The 21,693-nt window shown below is 61.4% G+C and carries 14 protein-coding genes; 8 read left to right on the top strand and 6 right to left on the bottom strand.

The annotated features are described in order from the left end of the window. The first annotated feature begins 367 nt into the window (after window positions 1-367). On the top strand, window positions 368-832 hold the full coding sequence (locus tag ACI5KX_RS13490; RefSeq protein ID WP_406811173.1) for a GIY-YIG nuclease family protein: 465 nt from the start codon (window positions 368-370) through the stop codon (window positions 830-832). A gap of 182 nt (window positions 833-1,014) precedes the next feature. Here ACI5KX_RS13490 and ACI5KX_RS13485 read toward each other — a convergent pair whose 3' ends face one another. Together ACI5KX_RS13485 and rtcR are read right to left on the bottom strand one after the other, a co-directional pair. Further along, a complete protein-coding gene (locus tag ACI5KX_RS13485) occupies window positions 1,015-3,990 on the bottom strand; it encodes a DUF2339 domain-containing protein (protein ID WP_406811172.1) in 2,976 nt (991 codons plus the stop codon). Between the two features lie 102 nt (window positions 3,991-4,092). After that, entirely contained in the window at window positions 4,093-5,691 is a 1,599-nt protein-coding gene (rtcR, locus tag ACI5KX_RS13480; RefSeq protein ID WP_406811171.1) for an RNA repair transcriptional activator RtcR, read from the bottom strand. Window positions 5,692-5,965: 274 nt separating this feature from the next. Here rtcR and ACI5KX_RS13475 point away from each other — a divergent pair, with 274 nt between their 5' ends. From ACI5KX_RS13475 to ACI5KX_RS13455, 5 genes are all read left to right on the top strand, one after another. Continuing rightward, a complete protein-coding gene (locus ACI5KX_RS13475) occupies window positions 5,966-7,513 on the top strand; it encodes a vWA domain-containing protein (RefSeq protein ID WP_406811170.1) in 1,548 nt (515 codons plus the stop codon). A 941-nt stretch (window positions 7,514-8,454) separates the two neighbouring features. Continuing rightward, window positions 8,455-9,678 (top strand): RtcB family protein, encoded by a 1,224-nt coding sequence (locus ACI5KX_RS13470; RefSeq protein WP_406811169.1) that lies wholly within the window; start codon window positions 8,455-8,457, stop codon window positions 9,676-9,678. 51 nt (window positions 9,679-9,729) lie between these two features. Then, entirely contained in the window at window positions 9,730-10,524 is a 795-nt protein-coding gene (locus ACI5KX_RS13465; protein ID WP_406811168.1) for a DNA polymerase beta superfamily protein, read from the top strand. Next, window positions 10,521-11,540, top strand: coding sequence for an RNA 3'-terminal phosphate cyclase (gene rtcA / locus ACI5KX_RS13460; RefSeq protein WP_406811167.1), 1,020 nt, complete (start codon window positions 10,521-10,523; stop codon window positions 11,538-11,540). The genes ACI5KX_RS13465 and rtcA overlap by 4 nt, the downstream gene beginning before the upstream one ends. Window positions 11,541-11,952: 412 nt before the next feature. After that, on the top strand, window positions 11,953-12,420 hold the full coding sequence (locus tag ACI5KX_RS13455) for a tetratricopeptide repeat protein (RefSeq protein WP_406811166.1): 468 nt from the start codon (window positions 11,953-11,955) through the stop codon (window positions 12,418-12,420). Window positions 12,421-12,634: 214 nt separating this feature from the next. Here ACI5KX_RS13455 and ACI5KX_RS13450 read toward each other — a convergent pair whose 3' ends face one another. Both ACI5KX_RS13450 and ACI5KX_RS13445 read right to left on the bottom strand, forming a co-directional pair. After that, window positions 12,635-13,711 carry a zinc ribbon domain-containing protein gene (locus ACI5KX_RS13450; RefSeq protein ID WP_406811165.1) on the bottom strand — a complete coding sequence of 359 codons (1,077 nt, stop codon included), beginning with the start codon at window positions 13,709-13,711 and terminating at the stop codon, window positions 12,635-12,637. Continuing rightward, window positions 13,708-17,262, bottom strand: coding sequence for a hypothetical protein (locus ACI5KX_RS13445; protein WP_406811164.1), 3,555 nt, complete (start codon window positions 17,260-17,262; stop codon window positions 13,708-13,710). The genes ACI5KX_RS13450 and ACI5KX_RS13445 overlap by 4 nt, the downstream gene beginning before the upstream one ends. Window positions 17,263-17,678: 416 nt before the next feature. Here ACI5KX_RS13445 and ACI5KX_RS13440 point away from each other — a divergent pair, with 416 nt between their 5' ends. Beyond that, a complete protein-coding gene (locus ACI5KX_RS13440) occupies window positions 17,679-18,365 on the top strand; it encodes a DUF3617 domain-containing protein (RefSeq protein WP_406811163.1) in 687 nt (228 codons plus the stop codon). Between the two features lie 255 nt (window positions 18,366-18,620). On the opposite strand, the gene ACI5KX_RS13435 is transcribed toward ACI5KX_RS13440, so the two are convergent. Next, complete coding sequence (locus ACI5KX_RS13435; RefSeq protein WP_406811162.1) at window positions 18,621-19,106, bottom strand: nuclear transport factor 2 family protein; 486 nt, start codon at window positions 19,104-19,106, stop codon at window positions 18,621-18,623. A 211-nt stretch (window positions 19,107-19,317) separates the two neighbouring features. Here ACI5KX_RS13435 and ACI5KX_RS13430 point away from each other — a divergent pair, with 211 nt between their 5' ends. Next, window positions 19,318-20,766, top strand: a complete 1,449-nt coding sequence (locus ACI5KX_RS13430) for a glutamate-cysteine ligase family protein (protein WP_406811161.1) — start codon at window positions 19,318-19,320, stop codon at window positions 20,764-20,766. 380 nt (window positions 20,767-21,146) lie between these two features. On the opposite strand, the gene ACI5KX_RS13425 is transcribed toward ACI5KX_RS13430, so the two are convergent. Beyond that, entirely contained in the window at window positions 21,147-21,665 is a 519-nt protein-coding gene (locus ACI5KX_RS13425; protein WP_406811160.1) for a hypothetical protein, read from the bottom strand. Between the last annotated feature and the right edge of the window lie 28 nt (window positions 21,666-21,693).

Raw genomic sequence — 21,693 nt, 5'->3', positions numbered from 1 at the left:
CAAGCCGAAACCAGACCTTCCGCTCTCGACCCAATTGCGGACATGAGCAAACAATGTTGGAAAAGTGTATTTCAATTTCGTGCTATCGAACGATTATTGACATCAAAGACGAGGTTCGGCTGTGCCCAAGCGTCAGGAAATTGTTCTACAGATCAAGACCATTGCCGAGAAGCATGGCCGACCTCCCGGGAGGGAGCTCTTTGAGAAGGAGACCGGCATACGACAGGCTGATTGGCACGGGGTCTATTGGAGAGCCTAGGGAGATGCGCTTGCCGAAGCGGGCTTCAAAGCCAACCGACTACAAGGTAAACTCAGTCCAGATGACCTATTGAGAAAATATGCGGAAGCCGTTCGCCATTTCGGCCGTGTGCCCGCATCGATAGATATTCGGATGTATTCCCGTGAGCGGGACGATTTTCCAGCACATACGACCTTCTTGAACCACTTCGGCAACAGGACGGGTCTTCTGGCGGCTCTGAAAGACTGGGCCCAGAAACGTCCAGAGTATGCTGATGTATTGGATATGATCCCGGAGCCAAAGCCAAGCCAAGGACCGCGTTCGTCTGGTTCATCAAAGGAAGGATTTGTCTACCTTCTGAAATCTGGCGACTTTTACAAGATTGGCCGCAGCGATGAAATTGAACGTCGCGTCAAACAAATCAGCATTGCGATGCCCGAAAATGTTGATTTGGAGCACACCATCCGGACAGATGATCCGCCCGGTATCGAAAACTATTGGCACCGGCGGTTTGCGGAAAGGCGAGCCAAGGGGGAGTGGTTTCGATTGGACGCAGCCGATGTCAAAGCGTTCAAGCGACGACGATTTCAATAACGTCCGCTTTCCACCCAAAAGCAGCCCTGGCGCGAACTAGCGCGTCATCCTGAAAGCTGACGGGCCGCTTTGCCACTTGATCTGTCAAAAGCAGACCGGCTGATAACGACCCAGTATCCGACACTTCATGGCGTTGTGCAGTTCAGGCCGCCAATCGCGATCTGCGATGGTAGAGCAATCGCTTATGTTTCCGATGCAGCAAGCCGAGACAGTTGCCGCGAATAGACCCAGCCGATCCCGATCAGGCTAAAGCCCAGCGCCATGAAGCTCGCGATCCGCAGCAGACCCTCGAGCCCGGCAGCATCGATCAGGAACACCTTGATCACCGCGACCAGCATCAGCACCAACGACCCAATGCGCCAGCTGCGCTCGCCGCGCCACGAACCCCACCACAGGAAGCCGAGTGCAAGAACGATGCCGAGCAGCGAGATCAGCAGGCTCTCAGTCTGCTCGATTGCGCGCGAGGTGAGGATCGATCCCGCAAACACCTGCCGCAGCAGCGAATAGGCGAGCAGCGCAATCAGCGCCATCGTCGCCGTATCGACGCCGATGCGAATGGGGGCGGGGGCGTCTTCCCATTGTATCAGAGCCAGCCACAGGCCGCCGATCGCGGTCAGGTAGGCGAGTGTCAGCCAGTTCGCGATCGGGGTAGGCCCGACATGCTGCACCGTGAGCAGCGGATTGTGCAGCACGAGCGTGAACCACACGAAATGTGCCAGCGAAATCGCGATGAGGCCGAGGCTGACCGGGCGGCGGAACCCATCGGGCATGTATTGTCGCGCACCATAGGCGGCGAGCAGCAGGGCGGCCTGCCATATCGTGCGCTCGCCCATGCCGTATTGCTCAAAGCGCAACAGTGAAGTGATCGCAAAGACCTGCTTGTAGAGGCTGTGCAGTGCGATCCCCGCTACCACGCCAAGCGCAAGCAGGAGCGCGGCCTTGAAATCTGTGCGCCTGTCCCGCCCCTTCCAAAGCAGCACAGCGAAGGTGGCGACAAGCGGCAGAATGCGCACGGCGAGATCGGCCGGGCCGATGGCCGATTCCACTTGGAACGGCGTGCCAAGGATCGCAAACGTGCCCGCTTCACCCCACTCCGCTAGCGGGACAAAGGCCCACAGGCTGGCAATGGCCAGCGCGGTCGCCCATGCCGCCTTACGCATTCGCTGGAGCACGAACAGCCCGATGGCGGCGAGGGCGGCGATCCAGGCGAGCGGCGCGCTTGGCACCACCTGAGCGATCACACCGTAAAACAGTGCCACCGTGATCGCTTCGCCAAAGCCAAGGGCGATTGGGTTGCGGCCGATGATCGCCATGCAGGCGAAGGGCAAGGCGGTTGCCGTCCAGCGCAGCAACGACCGCATCATGTCGACGCTTTGCGGCATAATGCCCAGCTGGGAGGCCTCGCTCTCGAAGCCCGGCGTCACGGTGAGCGCGATCACCGTCACCGCGGCGCTGCTCCAGCCGGCTACATGCAGCGCCAGCGCATCGCGTTTCCAATAGCACCAGATCAGCGGCGCGCTCACCAGCATTGCCATCACCGGAGCGAGCCATGCTGGCGTGAGCAGCAGGAGCGCCGCGAACGACAGGAGCGCGGCGGGCGCAAGCAGGGCCAGCGCCTTGCGCGTCTCGCCCTCTTCTCCGCGTTGCCACATCAGCACGAAGCCGAGGGCCGGCAGCAACGCGAGGCCCGCCATGCTCGCCGCGAGCACGGGTTCACTGTCGAGCTCGCCCCAGCTTCCGAAGCGGGTGTAGATCACGATCCCCATCACGAGGCTCACCGCGCTCAGTTGCGCGATATCGAGCAGCCGTGCGCGTCCCAGCCAGTGATAGGCGAAGGGAATGCCGGCGAAGATCACGACCTGCGCGGCGGCGATGAGCGCGAAGAATTGATCCTCCGGCTCGGGCCAGATGACGAGCAGCCACAGGCCGAGACCGGCGGCGACCAGCGTGCCGAGCCGCAGCGCGGGATAACGCCAGCCCAGCGCCGAGAGTGCCGCGCCGATCAGCAGGTAGAGCCCCCAGGTGAGCGGCGCGAAGCCGGCATCGCTCACCAGCACCGCCATTTGCAGCGTCGCGATCGCGCCCGCGGCAAGCTCTGGCAGGCTCGGCCCGCCCTTTGCGTGCAGGAATGCGGGCAGCACGGTGCCGAGCACGACGAGATAGATGCCGAGCGCTGCGAAGTCCGAACTGCTCGAGACGCCCGCGAACATCATCAGCGCGCCCCAGGCGAGGCCGGCGGCGAGCGCGGCATAGCCGAGCCACCTGCGCCCCTGCGCCTCGCCGGTCCAGGCAAGGCCGCCGGTGATGAGCGCGAGATAGAAGAAAAGCAGCGGCACGTTGGCGCTGTCGCTGTCCACCAGCAGCGGCGCCGCGAACCCTCCGACGAGGCCGATCACCGCGCTCGGCAGGCCGAAGCGGAAGGAGAGCGCGATGGCCGCGGCGGTGACCGCCGCGAGGCCGATGAACGCAGCCCCGGCGCCGATAAGGCCATAGGCGGTGCCGGCGAGATAGAACGCACCATAGAGCGTCGCGAGCCCCGCGCCCGCGAGCGATTGGCGCACGCGCGGATCGTGCAGGCGCTCCTCGAAGCGGAAGGCGCCTTCCGCGCCCGCCAACAGGGCGAGTCCGAACAGGAAGCTGAGCCCGACCCGCACCATCGGGGTGAGGAGGCCCGCTTCGATCGAGAAACGGACGAGGAAGATGCCCGCGATCGCGAGCGCGAAACCGCCGCCCCAGATCGGCAGGCGGCGACCGAAGATGTCCTCGAAGTCGAAAGAGAAGCCCTTGCCTGGCTCGTAGGTCTGCGTGTCTTCAGCGGCGCTCTCGTCGGCATAGGCGCGCACGGCGGCGACCGGCTCCGGTTCGGGTTCCGGTTCGGCCTCAGGTTCGGGCTCGTGCTCTGGCGGTTGGCGCGGTTCCTCTTCCGGCGAGAGTTCCTCGGCGGGCGCAGTCTCTGGTTCGTCGCTGCCGGGTTCCGGGGGAAGGGCGGGCTCCGCTTCTGCCGCGCTCACCGGGGCGGCGGGCGGGTTGAGGAAGTAGGTGTCGCGCAGGTCGTCGAGCAGGCCGGTAAGGTCCGCGACGCGGCGTTCGAGCTTGTCGATCCGGTGCCACGAAAACGCGACGGCACCGCCAAGCAGCAAGAGGATGAGAATGTCCATGACCCCGCTCGCAGCATTGCGCGCGCCAAGGCCTTTTTGCAATCGCCAAATGACTGGCGCGCCTGCGATTTCTCCGGCTGCGCGAGCGAGATCGCGAGAGGATCAGGCCTGTGTGTCGGCCCAGCAGACGTCGAACCGCGCGAGGTATTTACGCAGGCGATCGGCATCGTTGGTCGACTTGCGTTGCTGGCGCGACTTCTCGAACAGGACGCGCCCTGCCTCCGACAGGCTGCGGCTCTTGCGGCAGGTTGCGACCACGAATTCGAGCTGAACTCGGTCGAACGGGTCGATTGCGTCCAGCCGTTCGCTGCCGAGCAGGTCCTCGAGCAAAGCCTCGCGGCGTCCCGCATGCGATGGCGCACCCGACCAAAGGCTCTTCAGCCGGGTGAGTTCGGCCTCGACCGCCTGCCGGTCGATCCGGCCGCTCGGGCACAGGGTCGCCATGCGCGTGACGCTCGCGGCAAGGTCGCGGAAATTGCCCTGCCAGGCGGCGGTCGGCCCCTCGGCGAAGTCGAGATAGGCCTCGCGCGCCTCCTTGTTGAATGTCACCTGCGCGCCCTCGCGTTCGGCAAAGCGTTCGAGTTCGTAGTCGAGGTTGGGGGCGATATCCTCGCGGCGGTCGGCGAGGCCGGGCAGCGCGAAGGTCCACAGGTTGAGGCGCGCGAACAGGTCCTCGCGAAAGGTGCCGTTCGCGACTTCACCGACGAGGTCGCGATTGGTCCCGGCGATCAGCTGGAAGTCGCTTACCGCTTCGCTGTCTGCGCCGACAGGCAGGAAGCGCCCTTCCTCGATCGCGCGCAGGATCATCGCCTGTTCGTCGAGGCCGAGCTCGCCGATCTCGTCGAGGAACAGCACGCCCGTGTCCGCGCTCTTCAGCAGGCCCGCACGGTCCTGCGCCGCGCCGGTGAAGGCGCCCTTCTTGTGGCCGAACAGCGCCGACATCGCGCTGTCGCCTTTCAGCGTCGCGCAATTGACCTCGACGAAGGGGCCTTTGACTTGGTGGCGCAGTTTCTTCAGCTCGTAGATCTTGCGCGCAAGCTGGCTCTTGCCCGCGCCGGTCGGACCCATGAGGAGGATCGGCGCGCGGCTGCGGATTGCGACCTGCTCGATCTCCTCGATCATCCGGTTGAAGGCGGCGTTGCGGGTCTCGATCCCGCTCTTGAGGAAACTCGTGCTCTCCGCGCTCGCCTCGGCGAAGCGGGTGGCGATGGAATCGTAGCGCGACAGGTCGAGATCGATCGAGTTCCACGTTCCTATCGGTTGCGGCTGCCCGCGGCGCGGCTGGGTTTGTAGCAGCTTGCCCGGCAGGAAGCGTGCCTCGGTCAGCAGGAACAGGCAGATCTGCGCGACGTGCGTGCCGGTGGTGATGTGGATCAGGTAGTCGTGCGTGTCGGGATCGAAGGGGAAGTCGCGCGCGAAATCGAGGAGCTTGGTGTAGACCTCCTCGAAGTCCCAAGGATCGTCGAAATCAAGGATCTGCGGCGAGACCTCGGTTTCGGGCGAGACGTCGCGGATATCCTGCATGACGAAATCGGCGAGGCGTTGGTGCTGCTGGCCGTGGATCAGGACGAAGCGATCGACGCGCAGGTCCTCCTGCATGCAGATGCTGACCGTGGGCCGCCACTTGTTCCAGCGGCTCGGCCCGAACTTGGCGGCATCGAGCGTGGAGCCGAGAAATCCGATGACGGTGACGGGTTTCATACAGATCGTATAAATCTGGATAATATATTATACAAGAGGATTGATGCTGGCGTTTTCGGCCCGACAACGCGAGTGCACTCAGATCCGTTAAAATATTCATAATATCAGAGGGTTGAGTCGGTCTACCCTGATCCGAGGCGAGTTTGGCACGCCCCGTGCTGTGTATTGGGCGTCAGGATCGTCGAACTCCTGACGACAAAGCCGGGAAAAGGGCGGTCGGAATGGGCCGGCCGCCCAAAGGCCCGGCCAGAGAAATTCGAAGTGGAGTTGGACTATGGCCAACAAGAACCTGTTTTCCAGCGCGATGGCGAAGATCATGCCGCGCACCGATACGGTCAACCAGGCGGGCGGGATCGCCTATGCCTATGGCCCCGAAGCCAAGCTCGCACAGCTTGCCGCAACCGGCACGCTTGGCGATGGCTTCTATTCGGGAGCGCAGGCGCAGCTTGCCGACGTGCTCGATGCCGCGAACAAGGTCGATGCCGAATGGGTCGCGAAGTGCGCAATCTATGCCCGCCGGTCGGGCGCGATGAAGGACATGCCGGCGCTGCTTGCAGCTTGGCTGACGACCGCTGACCCGGACCTTTCGGTCCCGGTGTTCAAGCGCGTGATCGATAACGGGCGGATGCTGCGCAACTTTGTGCAGATCATGCGGTCGGGCCAGACCGGGCGGACCTCGCTCGGCTCGCGTCCGAAGCGGCTGGTGCGCGAATGGCTGGAGCAGGCTTCGTACCGCCAGCTGATGCAGGCGGCTACGGGTAAGGACCCGAGCCTGGCGGACATCGTGAAGATGGTCCACCCGGCTCCGAAGGATCCGACGCGCAGGGCATTCTATGGCTGGCTGATCGGCAAGCCGTACGATGTCGAAGCGCTGCCGGCAGAGATCGCAGCGTTCGAAGCGTGGAAGAAGGACAAGTCGCGTCCGCTGCCCGAGGTTCCGTTCGAATGGCTTACGTCGTTCGATCTGACCGCGAAGCAGTGGGGTGTGCTCGCTGGCCGTATCGGCTGGCAGGCGCTGCGCATGAACCTCAACACGCTCGCACGCAGCGGTGCGTTTCGCATGAAGGGTGTCACCAAGACGGTCGCAGACCGGCTCGGCGATGTGCAGGCGATGGCACGCGTGAAGCCCGCGCCCTACCAGCTGATGACGGCGCTGACGCAGGTCGGCGACGGCGTTCCGCTGGAGGTGCAGGCCGCGCTCGAAAAGGCGCTCGAGGCCTCGGTTTCGAAAGTGCCGAAGCTGAAAGGCAATGTCGTCGTCTGCCCCGACGTTTCGGGTTCGATGCAGTCCCCGGCGACGGGCATGCGCACGGGTGCGACTTCGGTCGTACGCTGTATCGACGTGGCGGCTCTGGTCGCAGCAGCAGTGCTGCGCACCAACCGGCAGGCGCGCGTGTTTCCGTTCGCGGAGCGCGTGGTTGATGTGAAGCTCGATCCCTATGCCCGGCTCGCGGTGAATGCCGAGAAGCTCGCAGGGATCTGGGGTGGCGGGACGAATGTCTCGGCGCCGCTGGCCAAGCTCAACCGCGAGCGTGCCGTGGTCGATTGCGTTGTGATCGTTTCGGACAACCAGTCCTGGATCGATAGCAACTATTACGGCCCGACGCAGGTGATGACCGAGTGGAAGAAGCTGAAGGCCCGCAACCCGGGTGCGAAGCTGATCTGCATCGACATCCAACCTTACGGTTCGACGCAAGCGAAGGACCGCAAGGACATCATGAATGTCGGTGGTTTCACCGACGCGGTCTTCGGCGCGATGGCACGCTTCGCGAATGGCGAGGCACGCGACTGGGTCGAGATCGTCGACGAAGTTGAACTGTAAACGCGCTCAAGCAGCGAAGCGGTAGCGTAAAAAGGAAGAATGAAGGTCACGGCGAATGCCGGGCGGGACTACATCTTGTCGCAGGTTCAAATCCTGCCTGCCGGGTAACCGGCAGTAGCTCAGTGGGTAGAGCGGAAGCCCCCGAGGGGGTCGTCTTGTCCAAACGCTGGTCGCCGTGACCTTCGAACGAAAAGAAACTCTTTTGGAAAACAGGCGTGGCGAATGCAGTTTGGGACTACATCCACCACGAAGAAGGCCCCGTCGGGAAAAGCGCTCCGGCGTCGCGCGAGCGGTCCGGAGAGATCGGGTTCAAATCCCGCATGTGGAAGTAGCTTAAGGGCCGACGTCTCTGACATTTCTTGTCGCCGCGACTGTTTTTTCAAATCCACGGCGAATGCCGCGAAGGACTACATCGTTCAGAAACGCCAGATGCGGGTTCGATCCCCGTCAGCTCCATCAGAATGCGGGGCTGTAGCTTAAATGGAAAAGCGGGAAACGTCTTTTGCACCAAACTTGTCGCCGTGGACCTGACTTTTGTGGCCGGGGCCACCCGCGCCCTCCACCTTTCCACCCGGATTATCACACCGGGTTACGATCCGGGCGAAAGGGTGGAGGGAGCGGGCGGCTTGGCAAACGCAACGAACAACGCTGGCGGATACCGGTGGGACTACATTGGATAAGGGTGGTTCGAATCCACCCCTGAGGAAACTCAGGACGTCTCACCAATCCTCGCCGCCGGCACTGGCGCTCAAGCAGCGAAGCGGTAGCGCAAGAATACAATCAATGCTGGCGAATGCTGGCGGGACTACATGGGTAAGAGCGCCTGCATCAGCAGGAGGTCGGTGGTTCGAGCCCACCCCCGGGAAACCGGAGTAGCTCAGGATAAATCGTCTCGCCAAACCCTTGTCGCCAGCACCAAAAATGCAAGAAAGGAGGTCGCCATGACCGAGACGAATTACGAATTTACACAGGTGGAAGGCGGCGCTCCGATCAAGTCCTGGACGCGCGGCGTTCCGGTCGATGACAAGGCCAAGGCGCAGCTCGCAAAGGCGGCGCAGATGCCGTTCATCTTCAAGCACGTGGCCGCAATGCCCGACGTCCATGTCGGGATCGGCGCGACCGTTGGTTCGGTGATCCCGACCAAGGGCGCGGTGATCCCGGCGGCGGTCGGCGTCGATATCGGCTGCGGCATGATGGCGGCGCGGACCTCGCTCGTCGCGAGCGACCTGCCCGATAACCTCGCCGGTATCCGGTCCGCCTTCGAAAGCGCGGTGCCGCATGGCCGGTCGTCGGGTCGGCGGCGGGACAAGGGCTCGTGGGGCGATCCGCCTCAGGGCGTTGTCGACGCCTGGGCCGCCCTCGCGGTTCGGTTCGGCAACATCGTCGCCAAGTATCCGAAGCTCAAGAACTCGAACACCGTCGTGCATCTCGGCACGCTCGGCACGGGCAACCACTTCCTCGAGCTGTGCCTCGACCAGGACCAGCGGGTGTGGGTGATGCTCCATTCGGGTTCGCGGGGCGTCGGCAACGCGATCGGACGGTTCTTCATCGAACTCGCCAAGCAGGACATGCGCAAGTGGCACATCAACCTGCCTGACGAGGATCTCGCCTACTTCCCGGAAGGGACCGAGCATTTCGACGATTATGTCGAGGCGGTCGAGTGGGCGCAGGATTTTGCTGCGCTCAACCGGCGGGTGATGATGACCCATGCGCTCGATGCGCTGCGGACCCAGATCGCCAAGCCCTTCGACGCGACATGCGAAGCGGTGAACTGCCATCACAACTACGTGACGCGGGAAAACCACTTCGGCGAGAACGTGCTGGTCACCCGGAAGGGCGCAGTGCGGGCAGCAAAGGGCACGTTCGGCATCATCCCGGGCTCGATGGGAGCGAAGAGCTTCATCGTGCGCGGCCTCGGCAACGCGGAGAGCTTTGAAAGCTGCTCGCACGGCGCGGGCCGGGTGATGAGCCGGACGCAGGCGAAGAAGCTGGTGTCGCTCGATGAGCACATCGCCGATACCGCCGGTGTCGAATGCCGGAAGGACGAGGGCGTGATCGATGAAACGCCCAAAGCCTACAAGCCGATCGAGGCGGTGATGTCGGCGCAGTCCGACCTCGTCGAGATCGTCCATACACTGAAGCAGGTGGTGTGCGTGAAGGGGTAACCTTTCGCTGGCATCACCTGCCTCACCTCACACGAAATCGAAGCAAGCAAGATGTCCGAGACACTACCCATCAAACCTGCCATTCGCAGTGAAATTGATCGCCGTCTGTCGACCCTAGCCGAAGAGGAGGGCGTGCGCCTGTTGCTCGCGGTCGAATCCGGTTCGCGGGCATGGGGCTTTCCTTCGCCCGACAGCGATTACGACGTGCGCTTTATCTACGCGCGCCAGCGGCGCGATTATCTCGCGCTGAAGACTCCGCGTGATGTGATCGAACGCCCGATCGTCGACGAGATCGACCTCAACGGCTGGGATATCCGCAAGACGCTGGGCCTCATGCTCAAGCACAATGCGGTCGTCTCCGAGTGGCTGGAGAGTCCGATCCGCTACATCGAACACGATCCCGTCATGGACGAGGTCGCAAGTCTGGCCGATCGTCACTTCAACCCTCGGGGGTTTGCAAAGCACTATGGCAGCCTTGGCAAGGGCGCGGTCAGCCGGTGGTTCGAGAATGGCGACCAGATTCCGGTGAAGCGATATTTCTACGCCTTGAGACCGGCGCTTTCGATCCGCGCCTTGCGGTCCGATCCCAAATGCCGTCCGCCGATGGATATGCAGGACCTGATGATGGCGGCCGGAATCGACGATGCGTTGGTGGGCCAGGTCAATGACCTGATCGCGCTGAAGTCCGAAACGAACGAGGCGGGAAACGCCGTGCGCATGCCCGAGATTGAACGGCTCGTCATGCAAGAGCTTGAATTGGCAGGCGACGTCCCAGAGCGGACCGATGCCGAAGGATTTGAACAAGAGGCGGAATGTCTCTTTCTTGAATTGGTTGAAAGACAATGATTACAATCGACGGCTCCGAGGGGGAAGGCGGGGGGCAGGTGCTGCGTTATGCGGCGGCGCTCTCACTGATTACGGGGGAGCCATTCTCCATCGAAAACATTCGCGGAGGGCGGGCGAAGCCCGGCCTGATGCGCCAGCACCTTACAGCGCTGGAGGCAGCGAGCGCGATCGGCAATGCCGAGGTCAGCGGGCTTTCCGTCGGCTCGGACGCGCTCACCTTCCGTCCCGGTTCGATCGCCCCGGGCGAGTACCACTTCGCCGTGGGCACGGCAGGCAGCACCTGTCTCGTGCTGCAGGCGGTGCTCGTTCCGCTGATGCTTTCAGCTGCGCCTTCGCGAGTCGTGATCGAGGGCGGAACGCACGCAATGGCCGCGCCGCCGTTCGAATTCCTCGCGCACACGCTCCTCCCAGTGATCGAGAAGATGGGTCCGCGCGTCTCGGCGAAGCTCGAGCGCCACGGCTTCTTCCCGCGCGGCGGGGGGCGGATCTTGGTCGAGTTCGAGCCCGCGCCTCTGCGCGCGGTCGAGCTGACCGAGCGCGGAGAATACCTTTCAGGCGAGGTCGAGGCGATCATCGCCGGGGTCCCCTTCGACGTTGCCGAGCGCGAGCTGGGTGCAATGCGCAAGGTGCTTGCCGATTGGCCGGAAGAGGCGTTCACCTCGCGCCAGCTTTCCGCCAACGAGGGCCCTGGCAACGCACTTCTCGCCACCGCGCGCTTCGAGCACGTGACCGAGGTGATGTCGGGCTTTGGCAAACTCGGACTTCGGGCTGAGAAGATCGGCAAGACCACCGCCAAGCGGATGGCCGGCTACCTTGCGAGCGGCGCCTTTGCCGGGCCGTACCTGCAGGACCAGCTGCTGCTGCCCTTCGCGCTCGCGCGCGGCGGGGCCTTCACCAGCGTAAAGCTGAGTCAGCACACGCGGACCGCGATGGACCTTATCGAACGCTTCACCGGCACCCGCTTCCGCATCGGCGAGCGCGAAGACAAGAAGCTGTTGGTGGAAATCGAACGCTGACTTCCGCAACCGGGACGGAAGCAGAATGACTGCTTTTAGTGTCTTCGAACCGAAAATCGGACCGACCGCTTACGACTCAATTGCGGACGTTAGCGAAGGCTGACAGGATACGAGTCATGCAAGAAAATCTCTTCTTGTTGTCACTTGGAGCAGCTGACGAAGCAGCCGTGATCGCACGCTGCACGGAGCTTTCGTCTTCAGACCCTCACTTGTCGATCCCATGCGTTCGAACGGGATCTCAGGAAAAGCCGACCCTCTTGTTTTTTGGAGCAACTTCGAAGTGAATAATTACGAGTCGGAGATCCACGCCGACCCATTCTCTGCGACTGTAAAGGAGGCACTTACTCTTCGGAATAATGACCCCTCGAAGGCTTACGAGACATTAGCTGCGGTAGCGGAACGAGGTTCGCCAATGGCCAATATGATCTTGGGCGATGCGTATCTAATGGGGCGTGACGGACTGGAGAAAGACGAAAAGTCTGGTGAAAGACTGCTCAAAAAAGCTTCGAAACTCGGTTCTGTAGAAGCATCATTTCGCCTTGCCCGTCATCTCGAAACCCAGAAGGCCAACAAGCAAGCGAAGAGCATATATGTGGCCCTCTGTGAGGTGAAATACGCTCCAGCTGCTTTCGTATTGGGGGTAAGCTATATGCGGGGAACTTTCACCGAGAAAGATCTGAACCTTGCAACGTCATATCTGGAGCTTGCTGCTGACGCTGGTCATTTGTATGCCAAGGATTGGTTAGCTCAGTCAGTGATCGATTCAGACGTGAGTTACTATCAAGCTTTGAAAGCTTTATTGACACGCTTCGTGTTGAAGAAGCGCATCGAAAAATTGTCCCGATATGATCCCAATAGCGATCTTATCCGACTGGGTTAGTTGTGGGATCGAATCGATTGCCCGCGCTGATAGATGCGCATCGGTTAGATGTTGTTTCAATTTGTCTTTCTCGACGAAACCCCCTCGCTTGACTGAGATTAGAGCTATGTAGCTCTGATGTTAGTGCCCAAAGTCCGCTTTCCACCCAATGAGCTGACAAATGCGGTCAAAGGAAACGACGCAGATGCCGGTAGCGGGGATGGTTCAAGAGATCTTAGGTCAAATCCCTTCCGCAGGCCCGACAGAACCTCTGGTCTTTAGCGTGCTTGGTACCGCAATCAGGGCAGAAGCCTGCTTTCGAGGGATCATCGCTGCCAGTTTTTACCAGGCCTGCGATCACTGTATCGATTGAGTCCAGTATGCCGGCGCCGTCTATCGACGCCAACCGAATATATTTCGGGCGCCCGTCTGCGTCGAATTGCCAAAGGCCCAGCAAGCTATAATCCCCGAGATGGAAGATTATCTGTGCATCGATGACGACTTTGTCTCCAATCTTGGCGATATAGGTGAGCCCGCTCTGCGCCGACGATTGCTGGAAAAGCGCGACGAGGCCAAGAACTGACGGATCGGGCGCGTCGTATTCATCGACGAGACCTTCTTGGCGAAGGAACAGCAGGCCTTGACGCACAAGATCGCTCGCATTCTCATGATTGATCATGCCACCAGTGAGCAGATTGATCCGGGTTATCGCGGAGCGAACATCCGGGTGGTCGCGCTCCGTACGGATCGCCTGAGCGAGCCGTTCCACCGATACGGGCTCCGATATTACGCCGGGATTCACGGGCCTTCGCTCGAGCACAGCGCGCGCTTGCTCGTGCGTCACCATATCGGCCATCGCAGCAATTACAGCAAGCGCCTCCAGCGAAAGATCGACCGCGAACCGATCGCCCGTTGTCTTGTACTGCGCGAGTCCGAGCGTTTCGTTGAGCGCGGCCAGGAGCGCATCGCGCTTGCCTAGCAAGGCAAGGTCCCACGCGAGTTCGTTTTTTGAAACTGCAACATACGGGCCTTCCGGTGTCTCGGCCAGAAAAGCTGACTGGGCGGCGAGACTCGAATGCGACGTGATATTATCCAGCCGAAACATCATGTTCGCCTCGGATAAGACTTCGAAAATCAGTTTGACTGGCAGAAGCAGGTCCCCCGCAGCATCAAGTACGAATGCAGGTGGCTCCAAAGGGGCCGGAGGGAGGTCAGAAAAGAGAGTGAGGAGTGGCGGGCTCCTGCCGATAGCGGCGAAGCAAGCGGACACATCGCTCGGCCGCAAGATGAAACGGCGGCTCTCCTCGCTCATTTTTTCTCCTCGCGAAATTCGTCTTGCCAGCCCTGAACCGGAAACGGGGAGCCACCGGTCTTCGGCCTGTATCCGCCCGGTGCGCGCAGAGTTTGAAGGCCTTCGACATAGGCGCTCATTTGACGGGCGAGCTGTTGCGTACTGGAGCCCATCCGTTTGAGCGCCTCCTCGCCCTGCGCGGGCGTGATCCTGCCCTGCTGTACCTGTCTGAGCACGTTGACCTTGTCGGCCATACCGGAGGGAATGCGGGCTCCTGGTGCGTTGCCGAACATTCGCATCGCCTCCGTCCGAGTGACGACCATGTTGCCATACTGCTTGACCAGCTGGCGCTGGGCTTCCTCCATGTGGGCGCTCGCCTGTTCGAGCAACTGGCCGCGGATGGCCGCGTTCTCCGGCTTGGCTGCCATCTCGCGCAGACGATCGGCATCCTGCATCCAGTGATCGACCTTGAACTCAATCGTCTTGGCGGTGCCCGCGGCATCGCTAAGATCGCGATGACGGTAACTGTCCTTAGTCGCAGTATCGAGATCGCCCTGACCGGTTCCGTAGGCTTCCGCATGGGTTCGGTCGGTTGTCGCCTGGTCTGATCGTCTCGCAAGGGTTTGGGGATCGTCTATCGCCGCCGGATCGGCGAGGAAGCCGTCTTCATCGAGATGAGTATGAATGAAGTCGGTCGAGGAATGTCTGTCCGGATCAAATGGCGGCGGTTCGCGCCCGGTCGCCGCGCGATAGAATTCCTCGTTGTATATCCTTCCGGTTACAGTCGAGGGGACGTCGCGGTAGACGACCTTGCCGTCGACCACGGTTCGCACCCGCATGGTCAGGTCGCGGTCCATGCCGGCCTTATCCCTGCGCGGCGGGCTCGGCTCGGGATCCGGCAGTCGGCCTGTTTCCGGCCCGTCGATCGTGCCGGGTTCCGAGCGCGCGCCGCGACCGTTTTCGATCGTGCCTTGCGGTGTCTTGCGCGAGGCGAGCCCGGCATCTGGTCGACCTGGCGATTCCCAATCTGCTCGAGGCCCTCCGCCCGCCTCGTTGGTGATGTTCACCACCTGTACGTCTTCAGGCCGGACGCCGTACATCTCGGCGAGCCGCTGTCGCACTGCCTCGTCCGTCTGGCCGTGCGTCGCGCCCATCTCGCGGTTGAAGCTTTCGATCGTGCGGTGGCCTGTGCCATCCACATTTCGCCCGTTGAGCGCATTCATCCCGTGCTTGTCGCCTTGCACGCGCAGCAGATTATCTCGGACATCCTGCTGCGCCTCGGCGATGGCAGCGGCATCGCCGCCTTTGCGCGCCTCCTCCAGTCGGGCGAGCGATTGTTCGAACTCGTCGACTTTCTGTTCGCCCCGCTGCCGACCAGAAGCATGGGCCTCGTCCATGTCCCCGGTGACACCTGTGGACTGGACCTCGTCGATCTTGGCCTGGGTATCGAGAGAGACGCGGCCTTCTTCGAGCTGGGCGCGCGCCTGGGCCGGACTCATCCGGTCGGGATTTCCGAAGCCGAAGTGCTCGCCTTGCCCACCGGTCTTCCGATTCAGCCACTCGGTACCGCGCGCCTCAAGGTCCTGCACTTTAGCAGCCAAGCCGGTAATCCCATCGCGGATTTCACCGACATTCGCACGCCCACGTTGATAGACATCGGTCGGCAGCACCTTCCTGGACACCGAATCGAAAGCCTCTCCCGGCGAAACGCCCGTGATTTTCTGTCCCGCTTCGCCCACATCCGCCATCGCCATCGCATCGGCAAACAGGCTCATCCCCAACTCCGCGCCGCCCACATTCTCGCCCTGCCTCATCCGTTCGAGCGCTTGGACTGTCGCAACCGGGAGGTTCTCGTTGGCGAGCTCGGCAAACACTATGCGAAGCGCATCGGCGCGCGACATGACCTCGCCTTTGTCCTCCGCGCGCTCGGCGGCTTCGCGGATCTTGTCGATGATCAGGTCCGCCTGGAAGATGATTTCGCTCCGGTTGCCGGTCAACGCGCCGAGACCGGCGCGGGCGATGAAACTGTCCCTGGCCTCGTCGAGCGTTTCGTCGAGGGTCTCGCGGACGATCCGGCTCCAGCTGTTATCCTCGAAATCGGGATCGGATGTCGCTTCATTGCGTCCAAGCCGGGCGCGGATTATCTCCTGCAACCGATCAAGATATTCAGTGTCGATCGAGCCGTCGGGGCGATAGATACGCTGCGATACCGTGCGCTCAATGAGATCTTCGTCGCCCAGTTCCAGTGCGAGATCCTGAATCCTGGTGAGACGTGCAGCCTCCTGCTCGCGCCGCACCTTGTCGCGCTTCCAATCCTCGCGGTCGCGCTCGGCACGTTCACGGGATTCCCTTTCGGCGCGCTCTTCTTCGCTTTCGGGGGGTGGTTTCTCTTGGGTTCCCTCCTGTCTCTCTTGGCCTTCGGGCGCAGACGCCTCCCGGTCGGTTCGGCCCCGCAAGGCATCACCGATCGCGGCCTGTATCTCTTCGGCGGTCATCTGAGCGCCCGCCTGCATGGCATTGGCGATCGCGGCTGCCACCGCCTGCGCCGTACTGACGGCGACACCGGCGGCGATCATCAGGGCCGTTGCGGCGGCGGTGACCGCGGCGATCTGGTCCTGATCTTCGGGCAAGGTCTGAGCATCGCCGACAAGCTCGACCAATGCGTCGACTAACGATTGTGACCCGGCCCCCGCATCCTCGCCTGATGCCGCTGGATCTTCAATCGGGATCGAGGCGTCGCCAGAGCTCGTGAGCGTATCCGGGCCGCTCTCACCGACCATGCCTCCACCCCCGGGGCCGACCGGGACAGCGCGGGTGGGGGGACGATTGAGGCAACCGACTGCAGTGTCGCAGTTCTCGTCGACGCCTTCGGAAGGGAGCGGCCTGACCGGCGTTTCCCCGAACGGGCAGGTGGGATCGATATCGGTGACATTGCGAGTTCGGATGTTGCCGTCGCGGTCATAGCATTCTCGTGTGAAGCTGCTCTGCGCTTGGACCTGATCGACGGGAGTCACGCCGGTGAAGAGCAATGCCCCGATCAGCACCGCCGTCGCGACCTGCGATCGCATCGCCCGGAAGCGCAACCAAATCACAACGCTGACAGCCGCGAGCATTGCGGTGCTGAAAGCGCCGGTCACGAGACCGGCTCTCGTTCCGAAACTGTCGACCGCAAGGTAGGCGAAAGCCTGCGTTGCGGCGTAGGCAACGACCCAGATGACGAGATAACCCGCTGTCCGGTCGGCCAGCGGAGCGCCTTTGTCGCCTTGCCGGATCGAGTGCGAATTCGCCCGGACATATCCGATCACGAGGCCAATCGAAGCGGCAAGAGCGATAAGTTCGAGCGGCGCGACCTCTCCGAACAACCACATTTGGAATGCATAGCAGGCCCCGGCCATGACCGGCGGTATCAGACAACTGATGAACCCGAGCCGCCAGGGTTTGCGGTATGTGCGAAGCATCAGCGCGAAGGCGGCGACAAACAGCCAAACCATCCCCGCCAAGCGATGCCCCATCCACAGCAGGACAAACCCCGGTGCCATGAGCAGCGCAGCAATGGCGAGGCTGGAAAGCATAGCCTTCGATCCGGCTGCTATTACGCTACGAGCGATGTCGGTGCGCGATGGCTGCTTCGTTGGAGGGAGCACAGTTGCAGTCTCGTAAAGCGCCTCACCACAATTGCGGCAGAAACGCTTGTCAGCGGGATTATCGACTTCGCAGCGAGCGCAAGTTTGTGCCAGCGTCCTGCCCCCCGTTGGACTCTTCAACTTGCTATCTGATATCAAGTTTTCCCGTGTTTGTCAGCGGAGGGGGCGATATGCGGAAGTGCCACAACTGTTCGGCTAATGTCGAACTGGAGGACCGCTTTTGCGGCTCTTGCGGTGCAAACCTCGGCGTGGCGAACGAACCGGCGGCTGAAGGGGCGACGCCACCTAGATCATCGCAACCCGCCTCGGGTGATTCGCCAACTGCGGCCCAATCCAAGTGGCTCATGCCTGCGTTGATCATCGGTGCCATAATGGCTGCGGGACTGGTGTGGTTGGTTGGAAACTGGTTCGAGCAGCAAAACCGGCAGAGTGCCTATGGCAGGATCGCGGACGCAGCGAATGCAGGGACGCGGGACGGCGGCATGCCTGAGAACCGCGAGGGAAGCCCGAACCGTGCGATCCAGCGCTCCGATGCTTTACGCGCAGGTTCGGCTTCGGATGGGAACACCACCGGGAGATACGGTGGAAGCGCGACGCCTGGCGCACCGATCAATGCGGGGCGCTGGCTGTTCGATTGGCAGATCACGAGTTTCGCCGGGCAGGGACAGGCCATGCCTCTCACACCACGGAACTCATTGCCTTTCGGACGAACCGGCCAGCAAGAATTCTGCCTGAGTGAGGCCATGGCCAGCGCACCGGGGAGCGTGGCGTTTCCGATTGCACCGGAAGCGAATTGCACTACCCGCGATTACAAGATGCGCGGTGGGGCGATCGCCGGAACGTTCTCCTGCAATTTCGAACGAATTCCGGGTCCTGTGGATGCTGCGATCGAGGGCACCTACGAAGCCAACTCGATCGATGTGACTATGCGAATGCGAATGCCTGCGGCAGCGATCGCCACGGGCGCATATGTCGAAGAAGTTCTCGATGTCTTTTATCGCTATCAGGGGCACCGGTCAGGTGGGTGCTGACGCGATCCATATGCTGGTGACCCAATACCGCTTTAGGCATCCAGACTCGCGTCACGGCCCAGGTTTCTCGGTAATTTTGAAGCGCACCAGCTACCGACCTACTGCACAATCGCAGCTTGGCCATTCCAGCAGCTAACAGCCGCCAATCTTGTTACGACCCAAGATCGGACATTAACCGGGATTAGAAGATAGGCTCGCTACATCGAGCAAATTGGGGCGGCGCCACGAAGACGTCGCCCCATTCATTCATTGTCCTTAATCGCTGCCGGCGTTCCAACCAGAAAGCGAAAGAAACTTCCATTCGCCGTCGGCCTTTACGAGCGTTTCGTTGATATAGCCGACGTTGCGCTCTGGCGCTTTGTCGCCTTCCTTGCTGACGATCACAGTGCTGTAGTGCACTACAGCGGTGTCTCCGGCGATGCTGATTGCCATCGGGAACAGCTCATATTGCAGCGTCTGGTTGGCCTGATAACCGAAGCGGGACCACTTAATGATCGAGTCCGCACCGCGTGGATTTGGCCATTCTGCTGAGAAGCCAATCGCATCCTCGTGCAAATATTCAGCGGGCCATTTCCCGTTCTCGGCGGAATCGTCAACCCAGCTCTGGGCGACTACGCCCCAGACTTCAGTCTGCTCGTCGTTCCATGAACGCTCCTGCGCCACGGCCACGCTCACACCACCGATGGGTAGCGCGCACGCGAGAACAGCGGCGCCAATTACGCCCTTCAAGATGTATTTCATGATTTCCCCCTGTTTGTCGGAGCATACCGACGCTGCGGAGGTATCAGCAATCGCGGGGCAAAGCGAGAGTTCAGAAACCCATCCCGCCGCCCTTGCGATCAGCCAAGAACAGACCGACAACTTTCGACTTGAAAGCAGCTGTTGGGTTCCATCGATGATTCCGTGGCGATTGGGCTAGAGCATTCGCTAGGCCGGCTGCTAAGGATGCCGCGTGCGACCAGCAGAAGACGGGGTGGTGATGGGAGAGGAAATTGCGAGGGACCATTTCGCAGAAGCGGATTTTCTCAAGTTTCGAGAACACCTCGCACGCGAAACGGCCTTGCTTCGCAAAATACAATCCGAAGGCGGCCTTTCCGATGAAGGCCCTGTCATCGGCCTTGAGCTCGAAGCCTGGCTAATCGATCACAACTTCTTTCCGGCGCCTCATAATCAGAGCTTTCTTGATCGGCTTTCTGGCGAGAGTGTCGTGGCCGAACTCTCTCGCTTCAATATCGAGATCAACACGCCCATCGAGGAAATCGCTGGCGAAGGGCTGGCGCGCATGCACGACCATTTGAGCGAGACTATGCGACGCTGCGCCAGCAATGCGAATGAGGATGTCGATACGGTTATCGCCATCGGCACTTTGCCGACGCTGCGCGAAGGAGACCTCTCGATCGACATGATGACACCCTCCAATCGCTACGCCGCGCTCAATCAGGAGGCAATGCGCAGACGCGGCGGGGCGCCGATTTCGCTCGAGATTGACAGCTGCCGCGGGGGCGTCGGCTTTTCCGCAACTTACCAGAACGTCATGGCCGAGGCCGCAACCACCTCGCTGCAATTGCACCTTCAACTCGCCGACGAGAAGATGGTGGCCGCTTATAACGCCTCGCTTATCCTGAGCGCGCCTCTCGTCGCCATATCGGCCAATGCACCCTTCCTGTTCGGCAAGCCATTGTGGCACGAGACGAGGATTCCGATCTTCGAGCAGGCGCTGGCGCAGCCAACAGGGCTGCAACGCGTGACGCTCGGCACCGGTTACGCGAAGGATCACCTGGTCGAATTGTTCGAGGAAAACCTCTCGGACTATCCGGTGCTACTGCCGATGTGCGACGACAGCAAAGACGACGCCGAATTCGCCTGCATCAAGCTGCACAACGGAACCTTGTGGCGCTGGGTCAGGCCGCTGATCGGGCACAGCTCCGACGGGAAACCGCACATCCGGATCGAGCAACGCGTCATGCCCGCAGGCCCCAGTGTGCTCGACATGATGGCCAATGCCGCGCTGTACTTCGGAGCCGTCGAAGAGATGAGCCGGTATATTGACACTGCCGTCGCGGAGCTCCCGTTTGAAACGATGCAAGTCAATTTCTACGCCGCGGCGAGGGACGGCCTGAATGCGCATATCGATTGGTTCGGTAAGTCGGCTGTTCGCCCCGTCGCCAGCGTGCTGGAGGATCTCATCCCGCTGGCCGAAAGCGGTCTTCGCAAGCTCGGGATGGCAGAGCGCCTGATCGACAAATATCTCTCGACCGTGTCGATGCGGCTCGAATCGCGCCAGAACGGAGCAAACTGGCAACTCGAGCAGTTTGACCGTCATGGCGATTTTCATCGTCTGACCGCCGATTACCTCGCAAACCAGAGGTCCGGCCTTCCGGTTCACGAATGGCCCAATTGAACTGTGCGCTTTCGATGAAGAAGGTCCCGCTGCGAAAAGGTCGCTTTTCCACCTCATAAGTGGCCTCTAGACGGGCCCGGAGCCCATCCAGAAAGCCAACTGTTCCATTCCCAGCCTTACTGACCGAAACCAAGCCTTCCGCTCGCGACCCAGATCAAGCCGCGCACGATGTGGCACTCGAATAGATGGTGCCAGCGAACACCTCGCCGTCTTGACGTCACTCGGCACCATCTCTCTTTCGCCGAGCCTGATCCTGGATACGCCAGTTTTGCAGGACATCGCCAACCTTGCCGAAGCGACAGATGATCAGATTGGCGACTTGATACATTCCCAGTCCTGGGACTGCGCAGCGGCCAAGAGGTCAGGGTTGGGACATTTGCTCAATTGCGTGTCGATTGATCGAAAACAAGGATCGTGTTGTCGGCTCTTTCCTCCTGTTTGACTCCGCCCGACAATGGCGTGTCGCTTGTCTCGTCGCAGGTGACGAAATTCCTCACAAATTCCAATGGTGCTACCGAATCCGCATTGAAGCCAAGATGGACGAATTGGCCGGGAAGGGCTCTGCGTGGGCAGTCCGCGTTGGTCCTGAAGACATAGTGGTACGATCCGGTATCGAGCTGGGTCTCGCTGGACCACTTCCCGCAAAAGTCCTTGCTCGACGCAGCAAGATCATCCGCTTCGCTGGTCAGCGGCATTCGAATGAGCCTCTGGCCGGAGGCGTCGACGATGGAACCGTCGTGATCCACATGAAAGCCATCCGCGTCCTCGAAACACGGATCAACCACCGGAGATACCGATACCTGTGCAGGTGCGGGCTCGCTGTCGGCCGCCGACATCGCTACCGCAGGGCTGGATTGCGTCTCGTCGGGGCCGCATGCGCACAGCGCGAGGAGAACCATGCAGGAGATGCAACGATCAAGAGTCATG

The organism is Erythrobacter sp. GH1-10 (assembly GCF_045363165.1).
Taxonomy (GTDB): Bacteria; Pseudomonadota; Alphaproteobacteria; order Sphingomonadales; family Sphingomonadaceae; genus Erythrobacter.
This window is presented reverse-complemented; position numbering and strand designations above follow the sequence as displayed.

Coding starts and splice junctions, on each gene's coding strand:
- ACI5KX_RS13435 (WP_406811162.1), bottom strand. CDS start 19,106: ATGAAATACATCTTGAAGGGCGTAATTGGCGCCGCTGTTCTCGCGTGC.
- rtcA (WP_406811167.1), top strand. CDS start 10,521: ATGATTACAATCGACGGCTCCGAGGGGGAAGGCGGGGGGCAGGTGCTG.
- ACI5KX_RS13445 (WP_406811164.1), bottom strand. CDS start 17,262: ATGCTTTCCAGCCTCGCCATTGCTGCGCTGCTCATGGCACCGGGGTTT.
- ACI5KX_RS13485 (WP_406811172.1), bottom strand. CDS start 3,990: ATGGACATTCTCATCCTCTTGCTGCTTGGCGGTGCCGTCGCGTTTTCG.
- ACI5KX_RS13440 (WP_406811163.1), top strand. CDS start 17,679: ATGCCTGCGTTGATCATCGGTGCCATAATGGCTGCGGGACTGGTGTGG.
- ACI5KX_RS13475 (WP_406811170.1), top strand. CDS start 5,966: ATGGCCAACAAGAACCTGTTTTCCAGCGCGATGGCGAAGATCATGCCG.
- ACI5KX_RS13455 (WP_406811166.1), top strand. CDS start 11,953: ATGGCCAATATGATCTTGGGCGATGCGTATCTAATGGGGCGTGACGGA.
- rtcR (WP_406811171.1), bottom strand. CDS start 5,691: ATGAAACCCGTCACCGTCATCGGATTTCTCGGCTCCACGCTCGATGCC.
- ACI5KX_RS13465 (WP_406811168.1), top strand. CDS start 9,730: ATGTCCGAGACACTACCCATCAAACCTGCCATTCGCAGTGAAATTGAT.
- ACI5KX_RS13425 (WP_406811160.1), bottom strand. CDS start 21,665: ATGGTTCTCCTCGCGCTGTGCGCATGCGGCCCCGACGAGACGCAATCC.
- ACI5KX_RS13470 (WP_406811169.1), top strand. CDS start 8,455: ATGACCGAGACGAATTACGAATTTACACAGGTGGAAGGCGGCGCTCCG.
- ACI5KX_RS13450 (WP_406811165.1), bottom strand. CDS start 13,711: ATGAGCGAGGAGAGCCGCCGTTTCATCTTGCGGCCGAGCGATGTGTCC.